We start from the raw sequence: 17,974 nt of genomic DNA, 5'->3' as shown, positions 1-17,974 counted from the left end.
TATGGCCTCGTTTTCAAGCGTCGTCGACAGCCTTCTTTCCGAGCGTCGCCCGCGTATGCCGCTGGGCCCGCAACGTAGTGGGCGCGCGGTCCGCGCCCGCGGAGGTCCAAGAGACCAAGGTCCACATGGGGCAACGGGGAGTGGTTCAGGCAGGCGGGAGGGCCCGGGCGAGCTGCCGGTGAATCGTCGCGATGTGGTTCTCGGTGAGCGGGCCGTGTTTGGCCAGGACGGAGGTGAGCTTCTTCGGCCAGAGCACGTGAACTCCGCGCGTCTGGAAGTCACCGCCGATGAGCGGCCAGTCTGCGGCCAGGAAGCAGAGCATTCCCCGAACCTGGACTTCGCCCGAGTCCCTAAGGGCGGCGCGGACCACATCACACTGGTCGAGGACCCCGTCGACGAGCCGGCTGCGGTCCCGTCCCCCGACGAACAACCTTTCGGTGCGAGGGCGCAGAAGGCCGCCCTCGACACGCAGCTGGGGCCGGCCTCGGTACTTCTTCGCGTCGATGACGAACACACCGCTCGGAGCGATGGCGACGTGGTCGATGTTGGCGCGGCTGCCGGGGACGCGTCGATCGTGAAGGACTCTCAGGAGTGGCCCGGAAGCAGAGTCCAGGTGTCCCCCGAGTCGACGCTCGCCATCAGCGCCGCTGGCCCAGGCGCGGGTGCTCTGTGGGTCGTCCGAGAGTGCGAGGAGCAGTCCGCCCAGTCGCGGATACCTGCCGCGAACCCGCGCCTCACGGGCGGACTTGCGCCGCTCGAACTCCCTGCGTGCCGAGGCGCCGGCAGACCCGTGGACGTGCTCATCGTCGTGGACCTTGGCAGTCCCTGCCGGGCTACTGGTTTGGGCCGCTTCGGGGCGGCACTCGATGCAGCTCACGGTGCTGTTGTTCCTGTCGTAAACGGCGTGGGTGCCGGCCGCGAGGCCAGCCCCGCATGATCGACAGACACCGCGATATCGCAACCGCATGCGCCTCAACTCGGCGCCGCCTTCGGTGCCTCCGTCAGTCCCCATGTCAGAGACCCTATGCATCATCAACTCTCCCGTACGCTCTCACGCATGCGCGGGCCGAGGATGCAAGGACCAGATCTAAGGACCGCAGCTCGTACCACGCTGTTGGTCGTCGCCAGTAACCCGCCTCTCACGTCCGGTACGCGGACAGCGAGCCGGATCGAACTCGTCCGTCAGATCCTCGGTTTCGACGACGCACGATTGGCAAACCTCTTCACCGTGCCGACTCGCCAGACAGGAGACGTCACGCAGGTCGGGAGCGAACCCCAAGGGTGGTTGGCAGCACGGCCCCATCTGGAAGACGGGCTTCAGCAGGCCTCCGCCGTCCTGTTGGCCTATGGGGTCGGCAAGCCGAGCGGCCCTGCTCGGGAGCACCACTCGGCCCAAGTGGTGTGGCTTGAGGAAAGGATCGCTCACCTGGACGTTCCCGTATGGCTCGTTGGAGGCAAGACACGTCATCCGTCGAGGTGGCAGCGTCACACCTATCGGGCTTTCCCGGGGGAGCCCTTCAGGGGAGCTCTGGAGAGGTGTTTAGAACTGCGCATGGGCGATCTGAGCGCTCCTTAGTCAAACAGCTCGAAGAGGTCGTCCGGACTCACGTCCAGGTCCCGCCGCAACTGGTCAAGGAGTGCCGCCCACTGAGCGGGCGCAACGCTTGCCCTGATCTGCTCCGCTACTGAAGCGGACGCTGCGCGCACGATCATATTGGCCAGGTCGGCGCCATGGCTTGGAGCAGGTTTTGGTGCAGCGGTCGAGTGCCGAACGTTGGGCAACTCGTCGAGTTCCGGCAGAGACGGGGCTGCGGTGATGTCCTCACCTTCAGCCGGAGGCTCCTCAACGGTCAGCACGGTCGCCAGCGCCTTCGCCTCATCCGGGAGTCCGTCTGGGCTGGGAACTGGCATTGCCACTCCGTCGTGAACCACCGTCAGATACTTGGTCGTGCGGGTCAGCGCGACGTAGAGCATGCGATAGCCGCGCTCCGCCTCCTCGACGATCCCCGTCGGATCGACCACCACGACGGCGTCGAACTCGAGGCCCTTGGCCTCGAGCGGGCGGGCGAGATTGATGGACTGACCGAGCTCGCCCGCACTCACATCAGCCCAACTGATATCGCGTTCTTTGAACTCGTCGATCACCAGCGGGCGGATCCTGTCCGGCGCGATGACTCCTACGAACCGCCCGCTACCGGCATGCTGTCTAGCCGCAGCGACCGCAGCCGTGGCCAACTCGGCCGTCTCTACTTCTGTGAGCTCCGGCTCGGCCGGGCCGTCGCGGACGATTCGGGGGGCCGTCACCTCGGGCGCCGCGAAGGGCAGGAGCTGAGCAGCGAACTCGAACACTTGGCGCGGCACGCGATAGCCCAGGGTAAGGTCGGCGGACTCTACCTCCACCTCCCCAGTGAGGTCAGCGGCCACTTCCTCCCAAGAATCCCTTGCCCAAGCGCCCGTGGACTGCGCAATGTCGCCGACCACGGTCATCGAGCCGGTGCGGGACCTCCGCCGGATACTACGCAACTGCATCGGCGAGAGGTCCTGGGCCTCGTCGACAACGATGTGCGTGTAGGTGCTGGCCCTTCCATTGATCAACTCGTCGAGCTCGTCGAGGAGGGCAACGTCGGCGTCACTCCATTTCTCCTCGGACAGCTTCTCGGCCGGCGTTCGCTGGAGCAGGTTGATGTCGCGCGCGGTAAAGTCATCGCCGCCAGCAGCCAGCAGCCTCTCGCGCGACCCGAAGAGGTCCCGCAAGAAGGCCTGCGCGGTCAGGGATGGCCAGACCCGCTCGACGGCGTTGTCGATAGCTTGGGCGGTGGGAGCTGCTCGGCGCCCAGCGCGTTGTCCGCTCTGGATGGTGAGGTACGTGCGGAACGCCAGGCGCCCTGCCGTGTAGGTGCCCCGACGAACGTGCCGGCGAAGTTCGGCCTCCACTTCCTGACGCGTGAAGGTTGGGGCCCCTCGGCCCGTACCAATCTCCAGGACCTCGACCCGCTCGGGAAAACGGACGCGTTGCCAGAGCCCGGTGCGCAAGAGGGTGGCCATGCGCCGCTCTCCCTTGATACGCGCCAGCTCAACTTCTTCCGGCGTCCCGTGACTGGACTGTGGTCCCAACGCGCGCAGGTCTCGGTAGTTGACGTCCGCGTCGCCGAGGCCCGGAAGGACGGACTTGATGTACCGCGTGAAGGTGGGGTTCGGCCCCACGACGAGGCAGTCCTGCGGCGAGAGAGCCTCTTGGTGGTTGAAGAGAAGCCACGAGATTCGGTGGAGCGCGACCGCCGTCTTGCCGGTGCCTGGGCCGCCCTGAATCAGGAGAAGTCGGTCAAGGGGCTTCTGGATGAGCTCGTACTGGGCCGCATGGATTGTCTGGACGATGTCCCGCATTTCTCCGCTGCGGGCAGCGTCCAGATCGCGAAGAACTGCATCGTCGACTCCCCACTGCTCGGGGCCGGTGAGCTCCTCGAGGTTCTCGATCAACTTCGCGAAGACAACGTCCTCGAAGTCAAGCACCTTGTTGCGCTCGGTCGTGAAGGTCCGCTTGAGCCGCAACCCTAAGGTGTCCTGAATGGTGGCCCTGTAGAAGGGCTCCGCCGCCTTGGCCTGCCAGTTGATGACGAGGACGTCGCGCTCGTCGGTCGAGATCAGGTGGTTCCCGATGTAGGTGCAGTTGCCGTTCTGGTCGAAGCGACCGAAGGCCACGGGGTCGTCGGGACCTCCGATCTTCTCGAGTTCCCGATCCGCCGCCCGCTTGACTGCAGCGATCCCCTTATTCGGACCTCCGGCAGCTTGGTGGGCGATCTTGAGGTTGGCGCGCTTGCGCTCGCGTTCCTCCCAAGCGCGGTCGAAGTACTTCTGCTCCTGAGCGAGCTCTGCGGCCTTTGGCAAAACGGCTCCCTGATGATTCTGCTGGTGCGACGCTGCAACGATCGGACACTATCGCCAGCCGGTGACAAACCCCGTCACGGGGCTGGGTATCCGGCCCTAGTTCGTCTGAGTGTTGGTCAAATGCCGTCCGAGGTAGCCGATATAGATCTTCCCCGTCCGGTTCAGGTCGTCGTAGTAGTACAGGCGGGGCGAGAAGAGGCCGATGCGAGCAAGCTTGAAGTGCGCGGTCATGGTCTTCGACCGTGACGTGTCCACCTCAGCCGGCACCGCGAACACCCTCTCGCCGCCAAAGCGCCTCATCGTCACCCCCGTCTCGGTGGCCCCATGCTTGCCCGGACTGACTCCCTCGTAGCCGGCTGGACGGTGCCGCAAGAAGTGATCAACACCGCTGGAGCACTTGCCATCCGTATGGGCCCGCGCATACTCACGAAGGGAGGTGCACGCATCCCAAGCGGCACGGGCAGCCAGTTGCAAGGTATCGACCTCGTCAACGGCCGCGACCTCTTCTCGGTCGCCAGTGAAGACCAAGACGTCATCCTCGGCAATCCGATCCAGCAGCTCCAAGCAGCTCTGGGGGTAGTCGATCTCGAATTCGTCAGGCGGGGCTCCGTTCGCGGCCTCGTAGTCCTCCTTCTCGCGAAGGCGGGCTCTCAGCCACCTCACTTCTGCATTGACACGGGTGGCCTCGTCCTGCAGCAAGGCCCGCTCGAGGATGTCGTCGTCCAAGAGCTCGTCTGACAGCCGGACTCGGTCCTCGAGTTCCTCGATGCGCGCAGCCTGCTCCTTGATGCGGAGGCTGGCAGTCTTGATCTGTTCGAGCTCGGCTTCACGAACTTGATCAACCATGGCGTTGAAGGCACTGCGCACGGTCTCGGGGCTCACTTCGTCAAGCCTCAAGATCTCGCGAATGGCCGCCATGACGTCGGCCTGCGGAACGAGTTCGCGAGTCTCCGGCAACGTGTCTGCGTCACGCGTTTGCACCCGAGTCTCACCGGTCTCCTGCCTTCCGGGCAGCGTGACCGAGGGCCGCTCCGTTGGGGTGTCGAGCCGATCCAGGAGGGCAGCGGTCTCCGCACGGTCCAAAGCTCTCCGCGCTTCCACGACCTCAATTGGCTCCGGACGGCGGGCCGCGTGAGCGCGTGCCACGTTCCCGAGCACGCTCCGGAGGTAAGCGTCAGGCTCGGTAGCCAGCGTCGCCGTTGACATGTAGCGGTGGCGCCGCGAGTCGATGGCATCGAGGGGTTGAACCCCCGGGTAATAGGTGCGAAGCGTCCACGCCGGGACGGCGTGGAAGCTCAGGCGCTCAGCGAGCGCCCACGTCGCCTGGGGTGTCAGGACGATGCTCTGGGCGAGTCCGAACACCTCGCGAGTCCACGTGTGGATTCGCGCCCTGAAAGCGTCGAAGAGGCCAGGGTCAGGGCCTGTCCCCGCCACCAATACCAAGCCGTGCCGGTCAGGGTCCTGCAAGAGTTCAACGAGCATGTCCAGCTCGGCGACATCCCACAACTTGACGTTGTCGAGCAGTTGGAGGGAAGCGTCGCGGAGGTCCAGGTCGCGCATGAGCGCCTTCGCGAGCCGGGGCACCGCCACGAAGCGGCCCTGACTGTTGGAGACACTCACGTCGATCCAGCCCTCGGATGCAGCCAGGACCTCCGTCGTCCAAGTGCCCATGGACGTGCCAGGCTCGACGAGCTGGCACCTCAGGAGTTCGGCCCCTTCGGTTGTCTCCCGCTGAACCTGTCCGCTGCCGCTGTCTGAAGCCCAGCGGGCGTCCTCATGCGAATCTTGCTGCAGACCCTTCTCACCGAGCCATCGCGTGAACTCCGCGGTCACGGTTTCAATGACCGCGGCGGGATCCTTGCTCCGCATGAACGCCCGGTAGTCGCGGCTCGTCTGGGAGCGCGATGCCTCCGCGCCTAGCGTCACCGCAGCCATCCTCTCAGCGCTCCTCGAAGCCGGACTGCTCGAACTTCAGGACGATGGCGTTCTCCGACACCGTGCGGACTTTGGTCTCTTCGAAGCCTTCCTCGTGGATGGCCTCGATCTCCAGCGTCACCTTGAGGTGCACTCCAGGGGCGGCGGCCAGGTGCGTCAGCACTTCATCGGTGATCTTCTTGAAGTCCTTGGCGTAGCCGTCAGCGCTGAGTTCTTTGGTTCCGTAGAACCTGCGCTTCCGCGGCGTGGCGGGAGGAGTGGGCCCGGGAGGAGGCGCGACCTGGGTGTCACCATCATCTTCGTCGCCAGGCTTCGACGTGAGATCGTTCTGCGCTTTCTCGGTCTCCTTGGCCCGCTGCGCGAGCGCTCGCTGTGGCTGGACGATGAGGGTCGAGTCCGTGATGGCGATGGTGGTTCGGTCCGACGGCAGGACGAGTCCTCGATATCGGTCACCGTCGTAGCCCTCTGCGAGGGCGAAGCCATCCTGTTCCCAGAGGAGGGGCGAGTTGAGTAGGCCGGTATTCAGCACCCTGCGGTCGCGCAGGCGCGGCATGTAGGCATACGACGAGTACAGCTTCCACAGCTCGCCCACGCTGAGGTGGCCAGGCTCCCAGAGTGGCTTCGCATACGTGTTCAGGACGTGTCGAATCGCCGCGCCCGCCTGCTGCGTCGTCAGGGCGCCGTCATTCCCTAGCCTCTTCGAGACGCGCTCTGCAAGGGACGTCGCTTGCCCCTCCACCTTGGTGGCCCCGATCGCCACGGGTTGTCCCTGCGGGACGAGTGCCCACTGGTAGGTGCCGAGGAGGCGGGCAGTTGCCGTCTCACCGGCTTGCTTCTGTTTCTCCAGGGCTTGGTTCTTCTGGTTCTGGGTCAGGTCGAGCTCGTCTTGCTTCGCAAGCACGTCGGACCACCCGAGGAAGTCGCGGACGGCAGCGTCGAGCTCGCCCATCCGGTCTTCGTCTGCGGCGAGGAACACGAGCATGTTGCGGTTGACGCGGTTGGCTGCACCGCGGCGTTCCGTGGCGGCGTGGGCGAACTCGACAGCAGTTGAATCAGACTGCCCCCTCTTGTGCGTCAGTCGCGGATGGAGGATCACGAGCCGCGCCTCGTCGGTGTCCGGGATGTCGGCTGGGTCTTCGGGGCAGACGTGCACTCCGGCGAAATCACCACTCGACCGGCCCTGGTCGCTCAGGCGACGGACGATCTCGGCCCACACGTCCTCCTTGTGGAGCCGCTCGGCCTGGTCCTTGGCGCGCCGTGAGATGTTCGCCTGGAGGTCGTACCAGTACTTCCCCGAACCGGAGTAGAAGTACGTGGCCCGGTCACCTAGCTGATTGAGAGCCGCGTGAAAGTTGCCGGGCACATCGCCGGGCACGGCAGTTCCCAAGAAGACACGCTGCGTCTCGATGCCCTTGTGCGCAGAGCCGATCGTCGGTGCCGCACCGAAGAAGACCGTGCGGGCGAGTCGCTTGGTCAGCGACCTCTGTCCGAGGAGGAGTTTCTCCTTGTCGATCTTCGCCGGCTCTGAATGGGGACCGTCAACGTCGGCGTCGATGATCACCTTCCACTGGTCCTGGAGGTACTGGGTGAGTTCGGTGTTGACGTCGGAGACGCTTAGGGGGATGGAGCCCGGCATGATGAGCGGCGCCTGGTCCTCGCCGTCCCACAGCGCATGGATGATCTGGTTCATCAGGCGGAGCACACCTCGGGTGCGTTGGAAGCGCTCCAGGCTGGACCAGTCCTCGTAGAGCCGATCGAAGAGCTCCGGATGGATTGGGTAGGTCCGCTTGATGCGTTCCTCGTATGCCGTGTCGCGCGCTTCTTTGGGGAAGTCGTCCGCGTGCTTGCGGTAGTAGTCGACGAACGCCCGCGCGGTCGCATTGATGGAGGCCAGGGCAGCGGCGTCGGGAGTAGTGAAGAGACGCTGCCGCACGATGTGGTAGGCCTCGTCCGAGGACGCCGGCCGCCATTGGTCGGCGACCCGGCGGACGACATTCTGCAGGCGCTTCAGCGCTTCCAGTCCGTGCGTGCCTCCCACTTCCTCGGCATTTCCGGGGACGGGCTTGGAGTCGTCGCCACTCTCCGACGCGGGGATGGAGATGGCGAGAAGGATCCCGGAGGTTCCCTTCGCGGCCTCCGTGAGCGACTGGGCAAAGGTGAACTGGTCGTCGAACGTGCCTCCGGCCAGGTCCGTCCGTCCGAACAGGCTGCGCGCGTACGCGACCCACTCGTCGATCAGGATCACGGCGGGTGCGTACTTCTCCAGCAGCGTATGAAGGGCCTGCCCGGGCGGTGTCCGGTCAGCATCCGCCTTGGCGACGATGGCATACGCCTCCGGACCGCCCAGCTGCCAAGCAAGTTCTCCCCACAGTGTGTTGACCTGGGTGCCGTCGGGCTTGGGGAGGCCCGAGGGCGCGGTGTGGTTGCCCACGATGGCAGCGCGGCGGACTTGTTCCGGAACCCTGTTGTACCCGCTTGCGGCCAGGAGTTCCTGAGTCTCTTGCGGGAAGTCCGTTAACGGGAGGCGACCGGCGACGTGCCAGAGCGAGAGCATGGAGTGAGTCTTGCCGCCACCGAAGTTCGTCTGGAGGTTGATGACCGGAGAGGCATTGTCGTCGCCGGCCAGACGGCGGACCGCTCCGGAGATGAGGTTCCGTAACCCCGCCGTCAGGAAGGTGCGCGAAAAGAACTCGACCGGGTCGGAATAGTCTCTGGCCGCATCCTTGGCGACCGCGACCTTGTAAAGGTCTGCGGCGAACTCGGCTGCCTGGAAGTTGCCGCGGGCGACGTCCTCATGCGGCTGTAGCACGTCGCGCCAGGGCTTGACGCCAGGCGAGGCGGGATTGTCCACGTCGTCCTTGATGGCCCGACGATCCTGTTTGGCAGCCGTCACCCGACGCAGGTCCAGACGCAGCTTCTCCAAGGCTGTCGCGGCGTCACCGGCGCTGATGGCGTTCATCAGCCGTTCGGCGGTATCGAGTGCCCGGTAGGCGTCGTCGTCCGAGAAGGACTTGAGGTGGGCCCAGTCGTTGCGCACTTGGAGCAGCTCGCCCGCATAGGCCTCGTGGGTGCGAGTCAGGATGCCCTTGAAGGGGAGCCAGCCCCTTTTGAAGCGGCCGGTGTAATTCTGGGAGAGGAGCTTTAGTTGGACGGCGGGGTCGCCTGCATGGATGCCTTTGCCGTTGTCGCCCTCGACGACCGTGACGACGCGCGTCCAGGGTGTCCCGGGCTGCAGGTGCGGCTCGAGGGTAGAAGTGATGAAGTGCTCGAGCGGCGGCGCGATCACGGCGAAGAGTTGGCCGATCCGGTCTCTGTTGGACAGCGCCATGTCAGTTCAGCCTCCAAGCCTTGGCCAGCATAGTGGTGAGGCTCTGCTGTCGTGCCTCGATCACCATCGGCGTCCATTCATCGTGTGTCAGAACCTGAGTGGTCAGTGCGAACGCCGCGGATCCGCTGCTCGTGGTGAAGTACTTTGCCTTCTTGGTCTGGAAGTCATAGTTCTGGGCGGCGCTGTTGCGAGCGCGGTTGAGAAGCAGCAGGTTCCCCAGCCTGTGCGTCCAGCGGTCTCGCTCTTCCTTCGTGAAGTTCTGGACCCACTCGCTGTTGTCGCTGGGGTTCTGTGGGAGCACGTGTTCGACGCTGATGATCTTGTGGTCATAGGTCACTCCCGGCTGATTGGCCAGAAGTTCGTCCAGCCGCAGAAGCACGTACTTGCGCACCGGACGAACGAGGTAGAGCTCGTCGTCGAGCCGCGCGAGCGTCACTGACATCTCCTCCGGCATGAGCTCGAACGCAGGGGCGTCGAGGCCGAGCGCCTGATCGTCCAGCTGCTTAAGCAGCTCGGCATAGCGTGTCACTCGCGGGGTTGTGTAGCTGCGCCGGATCAGCATGCTGGCGGCAAGTCGCTCCAGTTTCGACAGGAACTCGTCGAGGAACACCGGGTCGTCAGCATGGTTCCGCAAGGCCCAGAGCGCTGCGGGACGCCAGTCGTTGTTGTCGAGCTGGGTCAGCCGCTTGAGCCAGCCGTTGACCCGCCTCCACTGCGGATGGCTCTCGTCGTAGTCCTGGCTGAGGAGATGTCCATAGGCCTGGGAGTACGGCAGCAGCAGCTGGTCGATGAAGTCTGCGGCTCGGTCGGCCTTGAGGTAGCCCTGGAGCACCTGCTGAGGGAACTCGATGAGCAGCTCTCGCTGGCCGCGGACTTTTGAGACGATCATGCGTAGGTGCAGGAAGAGGTCAGCGAAGTCGGTGCGACCCAGGTCCTGTTCCGCGTCCTCCCAGACCTTGGCATAGGTCTCCTGTTGTTCCGCTTTGATCTTGCCGACGACCTGGGCCTTGAACACGTCCGCCGGCGTGAGGTCGAGGCCACGGGCGTTCATGACACTGAAGATCCGATGTGCGCTCGTGATGTTGGGCGTGGAAACGGCCACGAGCATGGTGCGCACCCTTGCAAGGCTGGCCAGCTCGTTCCGTCGAGGGTCGGTCCACGAGGCCAACCGCTCCCACAACGCCTTGGTGTTGTCGCGGAGGGCGCGTTGGCTGTCAGTGCCCAGCGCTTGGTCCGTCAGCGCCATGAGTTCCTGAAGCTTGCCCGGCGTCTGGACGTACTTCTCGAAGAAGGCCGCATCCTGATGGCGAAGCTTGAGACGCGGCTTCGGCAGGATGCCGTCCAGAGCCACCCCGGGCTCGAGCACCATGTCAGCCAGGACCTTCGCGGTCTCCGCATCGGTGGACAGGTCCCTCAGGACGCTGAAGAGGATGCTCAGCGTGGTCAGGCGTTGCTGGCCGTCGATGACGTCAGCGGCGGGATCGGAGTCCTCCGGCTTGACGAGCACGAGTGAGCCCAAGAAGTACGGGTCCTGAAGGTCACGTTCGAGCGCATCCTCCAGATCATCGAGCAGCTGCAGGGCCTGCTCGGTCTCCCACGCATAGGGCCGCTGGTAGTGGGGGATGGTGAAGTCGAAGTCGCTGGAGAAGATCTTCCGCAGCTGGTACTCATGGGCTTTGAGCGACATCAGGCATCCTCGTCGAAGTCAAAGGCGGACTGGGCGAGTGTAGAAGGGGGCGCAGCACGGGAGGCGTCAACGATCTCGGGCCAAGACGTGGCGAGGCTGTTGAAGGAGATCGCATCCTTGGTCCAGCCGTTCGTCTCGGCAAGACGGAAGAGAAGGAAGGCCAGTTCCTTGACCAGATCGCCTTCGATAGCACCGTCAGGGCGACGGACAGCGGCAGCCAGGAACCGGCCCGCCGCGGCGATGCCTTCTGAGTCGAGGACCCGGATGAGATGGTGGAGCGCCTCCCAGGCGCTTGTGTGCAGATCTGCCACGACGTCGTAGTCGGCCGACAATTCAACTGGCTTTACGAGCGTCACCTTGCCGGCCCTGGAGGTGAGGATGCCGTCGCGGTCCATCGTGTCGACGGACGTGTTACGCGCCCTAGCGAGGTTGTCGGCGTCGCCGAACTTGCCGGTGCCGTAGCCGTGCTGGCGATACCATGCGATGGCGAAGCGGGTGGTCGAGTCGAAGTCCCCCTCCTGCTCGTTGAGCACTTGGTCGAGGATCTCGTTGATCCGGGCCAAGGCCGAGCGCACCGTCATTGCCGTGCCGTCCGACTCAAGGACTGAGGCATAGCGACTGAAGACTGCCATCCCGGGGCCGATCGCCGCCTGTGGAAGGTCCACCGGAGCGATTGCTCCTTGCTGCAGACTGCGCAAGGCTTCAGGCATTTCTGCGTGTAGGGCCGAGATAAGCCCTCGCCGATCCGTCGTGGGCGCATCCGACCCTCTCGGCCTCAGGGCGAGAACAATTGAGGACGCCAAAGCGTTACTGCCGAGACTTCGCATTCGGTTGCTCAGTTCGCTGCGAAGAGGCCAGGTTGCGGTAATAGCCCAACCGGAGCGGATCATTCCGTCCAACAGCGTCTCCCAACCTGACGAAGCGGATCCATCGGAGGTTGTATTGTGTTGCTTGAATGCGTAGTAGACTGTCATAGGTATATCGATCGAGGCCGAATCGCGGGCCCGTGAGAAGACCCGTCTAAATCCCCGCTCGAAGTAATCCTTTGCCCCATCTTTCCCGCCCTGCCTCAAGTGATTGGCAACAAGCTCTTCGGACTTGGGCACCAACATTGTTGCAAAAAGGTTCGGATGAACGGGTTTGAGGCTCCTTCGGAGCCAGACGTAGAAGAAGTCAGAAAGGTCGGCATAGGGAACGTTGTCGTAGTACGGCGGATCTGTACTGATCGCGTACCCGCTATAGTCCCGCGTCGCCGCGTCAGCCTGTGTGGGCGAGGCGCAGCGGCCGCCAGTGTCATGGATCGCCTTGACGATGCTTGACAAACTGACCTCAAAGGCCCCAGCGGCCTTGCCGAACGGAGGCGTCTCGGCATAGTCCCACACCATTGAGATCGCTTGGCGGGAAAACAGATTCCGAACCTGCGTCTTCGTGTTCTCCCACCGTGCCAAGGAGTTCGCTATGTCAGCGAGTCGGCTGACCCCCATTCCCAAGTATGTCGCGACGGCATCTGCGTAGGCTTGCGCTCCGCTGCCACCATCCTCGAGCCCACGACCCGAGGGGGAGCCGAACCTGAGGGAGTCATCCAGCACACGTGAACGGGCCTCCTCGACTAAGTCGCTGAACGCCAGGAGGGAGGTGGCTTGGCGCGGTGTGAACAGGTCAGCGGCGTCAGTCATGCCGTACCTCGGCGCGCCCATGTACTGGGGATGAGTTGAAAGCCTGCCGTCAGGAAGACCAGAGGGTTTAGGCACGCGCGCGGCGTCCTCTTGCTCTCCGTCCGGAGAGAGATATATTCGCTTCCGGCCAACTTCAGCCACGGTAGCCATTAGACGAGCGCCCATGCGCCCCGATCGGCCTTCGTCACGAAGATATCTCAAATCAGCGCCAGCCCCGCAGGCGACGCAAATGGCTCCGGTGCGCCCCACGGTTCCCTTTCCATCGCCGTCCGGGGTCCGCGGAGCGCCCTTCACGACAAGGAAGTTGATACGCCGCTCGCCCGCCTCACCTACCACGGGGGTGATGTGCGCCTCGCCCCCCTTCTTCTTGCTAACGAACCAAGACTTGACCAGCGGCATCTCGATTCCGCAGGTGGGGTTGGGGCAAGTGACAGTACGGGCCCAGATCCAGGCGATCACAGTCGCCTTCGAGCCATCCGGCAGGGTCGCCTTCGGGTACAGGTGGCCGATGCGTCGCTCCGCTTCCTCCCGCATCCACTGCCCATAGGCCCTCACGTCCGCAGCCAGGCCCTGAGCGCCTTTCCACGGGATCGTCTGCGAATCAGCCAGCCCCGGGAAGACGGGGGGCTGGTCGCGAAACTTCGGTGGGATCTCGATGAGGGCCTTATTGATGAGCACGGCCACCGGATTGAGGTCTGACGCATGTGCCTCCAGGCCGAGACGCTGCGCCTCCAAGGGAATGGTGCCGCCACCGGCGAAGGGGTCGAGGATGGGGGGAGGGTTGCCGTTGGTCGACTTCAGGATCTCGGCCCGGGCCCTTGCCAGGAGGCGCTCGTCGCGGACGTTCTCCCAGACCACCAGCTCCTTGATGATTTCGTGTAGCCGGTCGCGCTCCGCCTTCTGCGCTTCCTCTGTAGGGAACTGCTCAGGGTGGCTGGAGGGGTCATCGACGAGCTGGGCGAACAGCACCGCCCGTGCCGCTGCCAGCGGACGCCTGGCCCACCAGAGGTGCAGCGTCGACGGGTGACCGTGGCGGATCGACTTCTCGCGCGCGGATTCGCGGTTGATCGCCTCCAGCGGTAGGGCGACCTCGATGAGCTTGCGCTTGGGCGCGGCGGTCATGCATTTCCTCGTTCTTCAGGCACTGGCTAGGGGCTTGGAGGTGCCACGACTGTGGACAACAACATCGTGCCCAACCTAACCGGGCACGAGCGGACGCGGACACGCCGGGCGATGTAGGCGGCATACGGGTCTTCGCTGGCATCTCAGAAGGGCTCCTGAGCCTTGCTCCACGACTTGGCCCAGTCGCCTCGGACACCCATCGCATCGAAGTCGCCGAGCTCGACGTTGGCGAACGGATTGCCGAGGTAGCGCACCTGATCATGCTCTCGACCCTCGGGATCGACCCGGACGAGCGCGAGACGGTACCGAGGGACGGCGTTCTTGCCCGTGATCACTTCGTTGTGCGTGACGAAGTAGTCCTCGGCGCCGGCGAGCCGTGCCTTCACCTCGATCCGCAGCGGCAGCCCGTCGGGCGACTCGGAGAGGATGTCGAACCCCGGGTTGTTGAAGGCTTGCTCGAGGGGCCGCCGCCCCAGCGCTCGCTCCGTGGCCAAGACGAGGTCGACCCCCCGCCGTTCGACCTCCTTGGTTTCCACAGCATGTGCCGGCGTATCACCGGGAAGATCCTCCTCGACGTGGGACACCGGGAGGACCAGCGCCGCGGCCACCACGTGGGGCGGCCGGGTGGACAGCGACTCCTGGACGGACAGCTCAGCCAGGCGGGCGTCCAGCCGGATCTCGAGTTCGGTGGCCTTCCTCGAAAGGCCCTCCGAGCTCTCTTTCACCTTCTGGCCATGGGCTTCGGCATCAGACGCCACGATTGAGTCAGCGAACAGCCGGTTGATCTCGGTATTGAGGCGCAGCGACACTAGTTCTCGGGTGCGACGGATCTCCGCCGCTCGCCGCATTCGGACCTCATCCAAGAAGTCCGGGAGCTGCTTGGCGATGATCCAGCTCGTCGCTCTCGCCTCTGCAGCGCCCAACCACGGGAGGGTTCGTAGCGCAGTGGCTGCTTGGCCGCTCGGCGCCTGGACCATGTCGAGGTAGGGGGCCGGGCCCGCCGGGCTGACCTCGCCGCTCTCACTGACGAAGGCGTAGCCGAAGCGGCGGGCGATCGACGCGCCGGTCCCGTCAACGACTTCCTGCGTCACGGCCACCAACACTTGAGGCGTGTCGATGGCGGCGGAAGCGAGGACGGCGCCCCGCTCCAGACTGCCGCCCCACCGAGAGATCGTCTCGTCGATGACGGCGTCATGTAAAGGGTGTCCAGGGGCGATGAGATCGGCGCGCGTCAGGCCGTCAGGCTCGACGCGAGCCAGATCGAAGGCCACTCGCTCGTACCGGGTCGCGACGGGTTGGTGGCGGCTGGTGCGCAGCTGCACGGGAACGTTGCCGATCTCGAAACGCCCCTGCTCCCGACGACCCAGCCTGCCTCCGATCCGCTTGAACGCCTCGCGGAAGGCGCCTTCGATGTAGTGCGGCTGCAGGCGTCGAGCCATCGCCTCGTCCATGCGGCGGCGCAGCGCGGCTAGATCCGCCTCCGCGAGCGTCTCGTTGGCGAGCGCCCGCTCCTCGAGCAGTTCCTTGAGACCCTCAGCGACGCTGGCATCGATGACCCGGTGCATCTTCGCGCGCACCTCGGGCCGATCGCCATAGCGGATGGCTTCGAGGAGCAGGTCGCGTAGCGGTGTCTCGTCGAAGGCGTGACCGAGGACGTCAAAGACCTTCCCGCCATAAGCCTTGCGCTGTTCTTCGATCTTCTCCAATAGCCGCGTGAAGACCTCACCCTCTCGGGTGTTGCTCGCGACGATGTTCCACAGCCGACACACCTCTGTCTGGCCGATCCGGTGGATCCGGCCGAAGCGTTGTTCGATCCGATTCGGGTTCCAGGGCAGGTCGTAGTTGACCATGAGGTGCGCGACCTGGAGGTTGAGACCCTCGCCGGCCGCATCCGTGGCCAGTAGCACCCGCACCTCTGGATTCTTCGTGAACTCCTCAGTGAGCTGACGACGCTCCCCACGCCTCACGCCACCATGGATGGCCTGGACGGCGAAAGGCTTGCCCAGAAGGGAACGGATCCGTGTGGTGAGGTAGTCGAGCGTGTCGCGGTGCTCAGTGAAGATGATGAGCTTGCGGGGAGCGCCGTCGGCTGACGTCGGCTCGAGCGTGTTGTCCTCCAGAATGGTCCGCAGCTCGACCCACTTCCGGTCCTGGCCGCTGTCGCGGACCCGCTTGGCTGCTGCGACGAGAGCAGCGATCTCCTGAAGCTCGGTCTCGAGCTCGGCGACCGTCCGCGCTGCGGTCGCTGAGTCAACGAGCTCCTCCTCCATCTCCTCGATCTCGTCCGCCGAGTACTCGTCGGGATCGTCCGGGACGGTTGAGTCCGGCCTGAACGCCTCGGTTGCGGTGACCTCCCCGGAGAGGATTGCCTGCTTGTTGCGGTCCAGCCTCTCCGCCCTGCGCACCAAGGATCGATAGATCGCCTCCGGACTCGAGGCCAGTCGGCGTTGAAGCACCGTGAGGGCGAAGCCAACGGTGTTGCGGCGCTTGCCATCGAGGTTCTGGGCTCGATTCATGCCCTCTCGGACGTACTCGGTGACCTGCTCGTACAGTTCCTGCTCGAGCTCGGTGAGCTCGTAGGGCACTGTCTCAGCGACGCGCTCCGGAAAGAGCGGTTTGCCCTCGAAGGTCAGTAGGTCTTCCTTGACCATGCGGCGCATGACTCCGCTGGTGTCGGCCGCGTGGACGCCCTTGGTGAACTTTCCCTCATACCGATCCCGGTCCAGCAGCGTGAGGAAGAGTTGGAAGTCCTCCTCCTTTCCCGAGTGGGGTGTGGCCGTCATCAGCAGCAAGTGGCGGGTGATGCGGCCCAACAGCTCGCCGAGCTGGAAGCGCTTGGTCTTCTCCAGCTTGCCGGCGAAGTAGTGCGCTCCCATCCGATGCGCCTCGTCGACGACCACGAGGTCCCACTCGGAGTCCTCGAGCTGCCGTTTCAGGTCGTCATTGCGCGCCAGCTGATCCATCCGGGTGATGAGCAGCGGGTGTTTCTGGAAGACCGCGTCGGCGAGGCTCGCATCGACTAGCTGGTTCGTCAGGATGTCGAACCGGAGCCCGAACTTCAAGAACAGCTCGTCCTGCCACTGCTCCACGAGACCGCCGGGAGCCACGATCAGGCAGCGTTGGACATCGTCGCGGAGTCGGAGCTCCTTGATGTAGAGCCCGGCCATGATCGTCTTGCCAGCGCCAGGGTCGTCGGCCAGCAGGAAGCGCAAGGGCGTGCGGGGGAGCAGCTCACCGTAGACGGCACGGATCTGGTGTGGCAGCGGCTGAACATCACTGGTGGTGACGGCCAGCATGGGGTCGAACAACCCAGCGAGCTTGATTCGCTGCGCCTCGGCCGCAAGCTTGAAGTCAGCGGCGGACGCATCGAAGGGCCGGCCGCCGACGTTGGCCGGTTTGAGGGTCGGCTCATCAGAGCGGTAGACGACCCGCTGTCCCAGGAGCCCGCTCGCAGCCTTGTACGTCACTTCCAGCGCGTCCTCCCCGTGCCACTGCACGGCGAGGACAACCGCAGTTGTCGGGCCGAGCCCCTCGACGTGGGCTCCCGACGCGATGTCCTCGAGTTTCAATCCATCCCCCTGTCCCGCCCGACCATAGCGACCAATGCGGACAATCCGCGGCGGAACGGAGCAGTCGTCCCGTGGGAGCGGCGATCGTCCACCCGTACCTCGCGTATGTCGCTGAACACTCCGCCCAAGAACCATCTGCTCGAAGGCAGCGCACGTACTTGTCGATGTTTCCCTGACGCATAGGCGATCCACGTGCTGCATGTGAGTCAGCCCTATCGCGGTTTAGGAGCGGCGCGCTGCGGTTTACCGTCCACTCGGCTCGCTACCGGCGCACTGAAGGGCGGCGCTGGAACCCCGAAATCAACGTGAGCCCGGCAGTTCCCTACGGATCTTGCCTTGTTTCCACTGGGACCCATATCAGGGGGTACCTCCCGTCAGCGCGGGCGCCGACACCCACCGCGAAACCAGATGCCGGCCCGAACACGGCGTCATCGGCCAAGACCTCATTCCAGTGGTTGGCCTGGTTCTCTGCGCTCCGCCGCTTCACGTAGCTGATGTCGACGGCGATCGGGTCGCCCGCGCGTGGGGGCATCAGGGGCGGGGACGTTGTCATGGCTCAGTCTCGTGCAGTTCCGGGGCAGCACGCAACGAAGGTGGCTGGTGGTCGCTTTCACACTGGGCGTCGTTCTGACGGAGCCTCACCGCGTGCTCCCTCGCGCTGGCCGACTTGGCTTGGGGTTCCAGAGCGTGTCATCTTGGGCGGTCAGCGTCTAGTCCGGGCGTCCAGCTGGTTCAGTATCCGGCGGCCCTATTCGAGTGAGCTTGTGGGAAT

Annotated in this window: 7 protein-coding genes and 1 pseudogene; all 8 read right to left on the bottom strand. The window is 64.7% G+C overall.

All coding sequences use genetic code 11. The features are described from left to right. Positions 1–145: 145 nt before the first annotated feature. Entirely contained in the window at positions 146–322 is a 177-nt protein-coding gene (locus N865_RS23485) for a hypothetical protein (RefSeq protein WP_245603685.1), read from the bottom strand. After that, a pseudogene (locus N865_RS05975) lies at positions 323–967 on the bottom strand (nuclease-related domain-containing protein); the annotation flags it as partial. 605 nt (positions 968–1,572) lie between these two features. Beyond that, complete coding sequence (locus tag N865_RS05970) at positions 1,573–3,885, bottom strand: HelD family protein (RefSeq protein ID WP_034802775.1); 2,313 nt, start codon at positions 3,883–3,885, stop codon at positions 1,573–1,575. 96 nt (positions 3,886–3,981) lie between these two features. Continuing rightward, positions 3,982–5,820 carry a hypothetical protein gene (locus N865_RS05965; RefSeq protein WP_051510253.1) on the bottom strand — a complete coding sequence of 613 codons (1,839 nt, stop codon included), beginning with the start codon at positions 5,818–5,820 and terminating at the stop codon, positions 3,982–3,984. 4 nt (positions 5,821–5,824) lie between these two features. Beyond that, positions 5,825–9,148: a DUF499 domain-containing protein gene (locus N865_RS05960; RefSeq protein ID WP_034802772.1), complete on the bottom strand. Its 3,324-nt coding sequence runs from the start codon at positions 9,146–9,148 to the stop codon at positions 5,825–5,827. Between the two features lies 1 nt (position 9,149). Beyond that, the gene (locus tag N865_RS05955; RefSeq protein ID WP_034802769.1) at positions 9,150–10,835 is read right to left on the bottom strand and encodes a DUF262 domain-containing protein; all 1,686 of its coding nucleotides are present in this window, start codon (positions 10,833–10,835) and stop codon (positions 9,150–9,152) included. Further along, positions 10,835–13,633 carry a DUF1156 domain-containing protein gene (locus N865_RS05950; RefSeq protein WP_034802766.1) on the bottom strand — a complete coding sequence of 933 codons (2,799 nt, stop codon included), beginning with the start codon at positions 13,631–13,633 and terminating at the stop codon, positions 10,835–10,837. The genes N865_RS05955 and N865_RS05950 overlap by 1 nt, the downstream gene beginning before the upstream one ends. 143 nt (positions 13,634–13,776) lie before the next feature. Next, positions 13,777–17,202 carry a helicase-related protein gene (locus N865_RS05945; protein WP_034802763.1) on the bottom strand — a complete coding sequence of 1,142 codons (3,426 nt, stop codon included), beginning with the start codon at positions 17,200–17,202 and terminating at the stop codon, positions 13,777–13,779. Positions 17,203–17,974: the final 772 nt, after the last annotated feature.

The organism is Intrasporangium oryzae NRRL B-24470, from assembly GCF_000576595.1.
Lineage (GTDB): Bacteria > Actinomycetota > Actinomycetes > Actinomycetales > Dermatophilaceae > Intrasporangium_C > Intrasporangium_C oryzae.
This window is presented reverse-complemented; position numbering and strand designations above follow the sequence as displayed.

Coding starts and splice junctions, on each gene's coding strand:
- N865_RS23485 (WP_245603685.1), bottom strand. CDS start 322: ATGCTCTGCTTCCTGGCCGCAGACTGGCCGCTCATCGGCGGTGACTTC.
- N865_RS05965 (WP_051510253.1), bottom strand. CDS start 5,820: ATGGCTGCGGTGACGCTAGGCGCGGAGGCATCGCGCTCCCAGACGAGC.
- N865_RS05960 (WP_034802772.1), bottom strand. CDS start 9,148: ATGGCGCTGTCCAACAGAGACCGGATCGGCCAACTCTTCGCCGTGATC.
- N865_RS05955 (WP_034802769.1), bottom strand. CDS start 10,835: ATGTCGCTCAAAGCCCATGAGTACCAGCTGCGGAAGATCTTCTCCAGC.
- N865_RS05950 (WP_034802766.1), bottom strand. CDS start 13,633: ATGACCGCCGCGCCCAAGCGCAAGCTCATCGAGGTCGCCCTACCGCTG.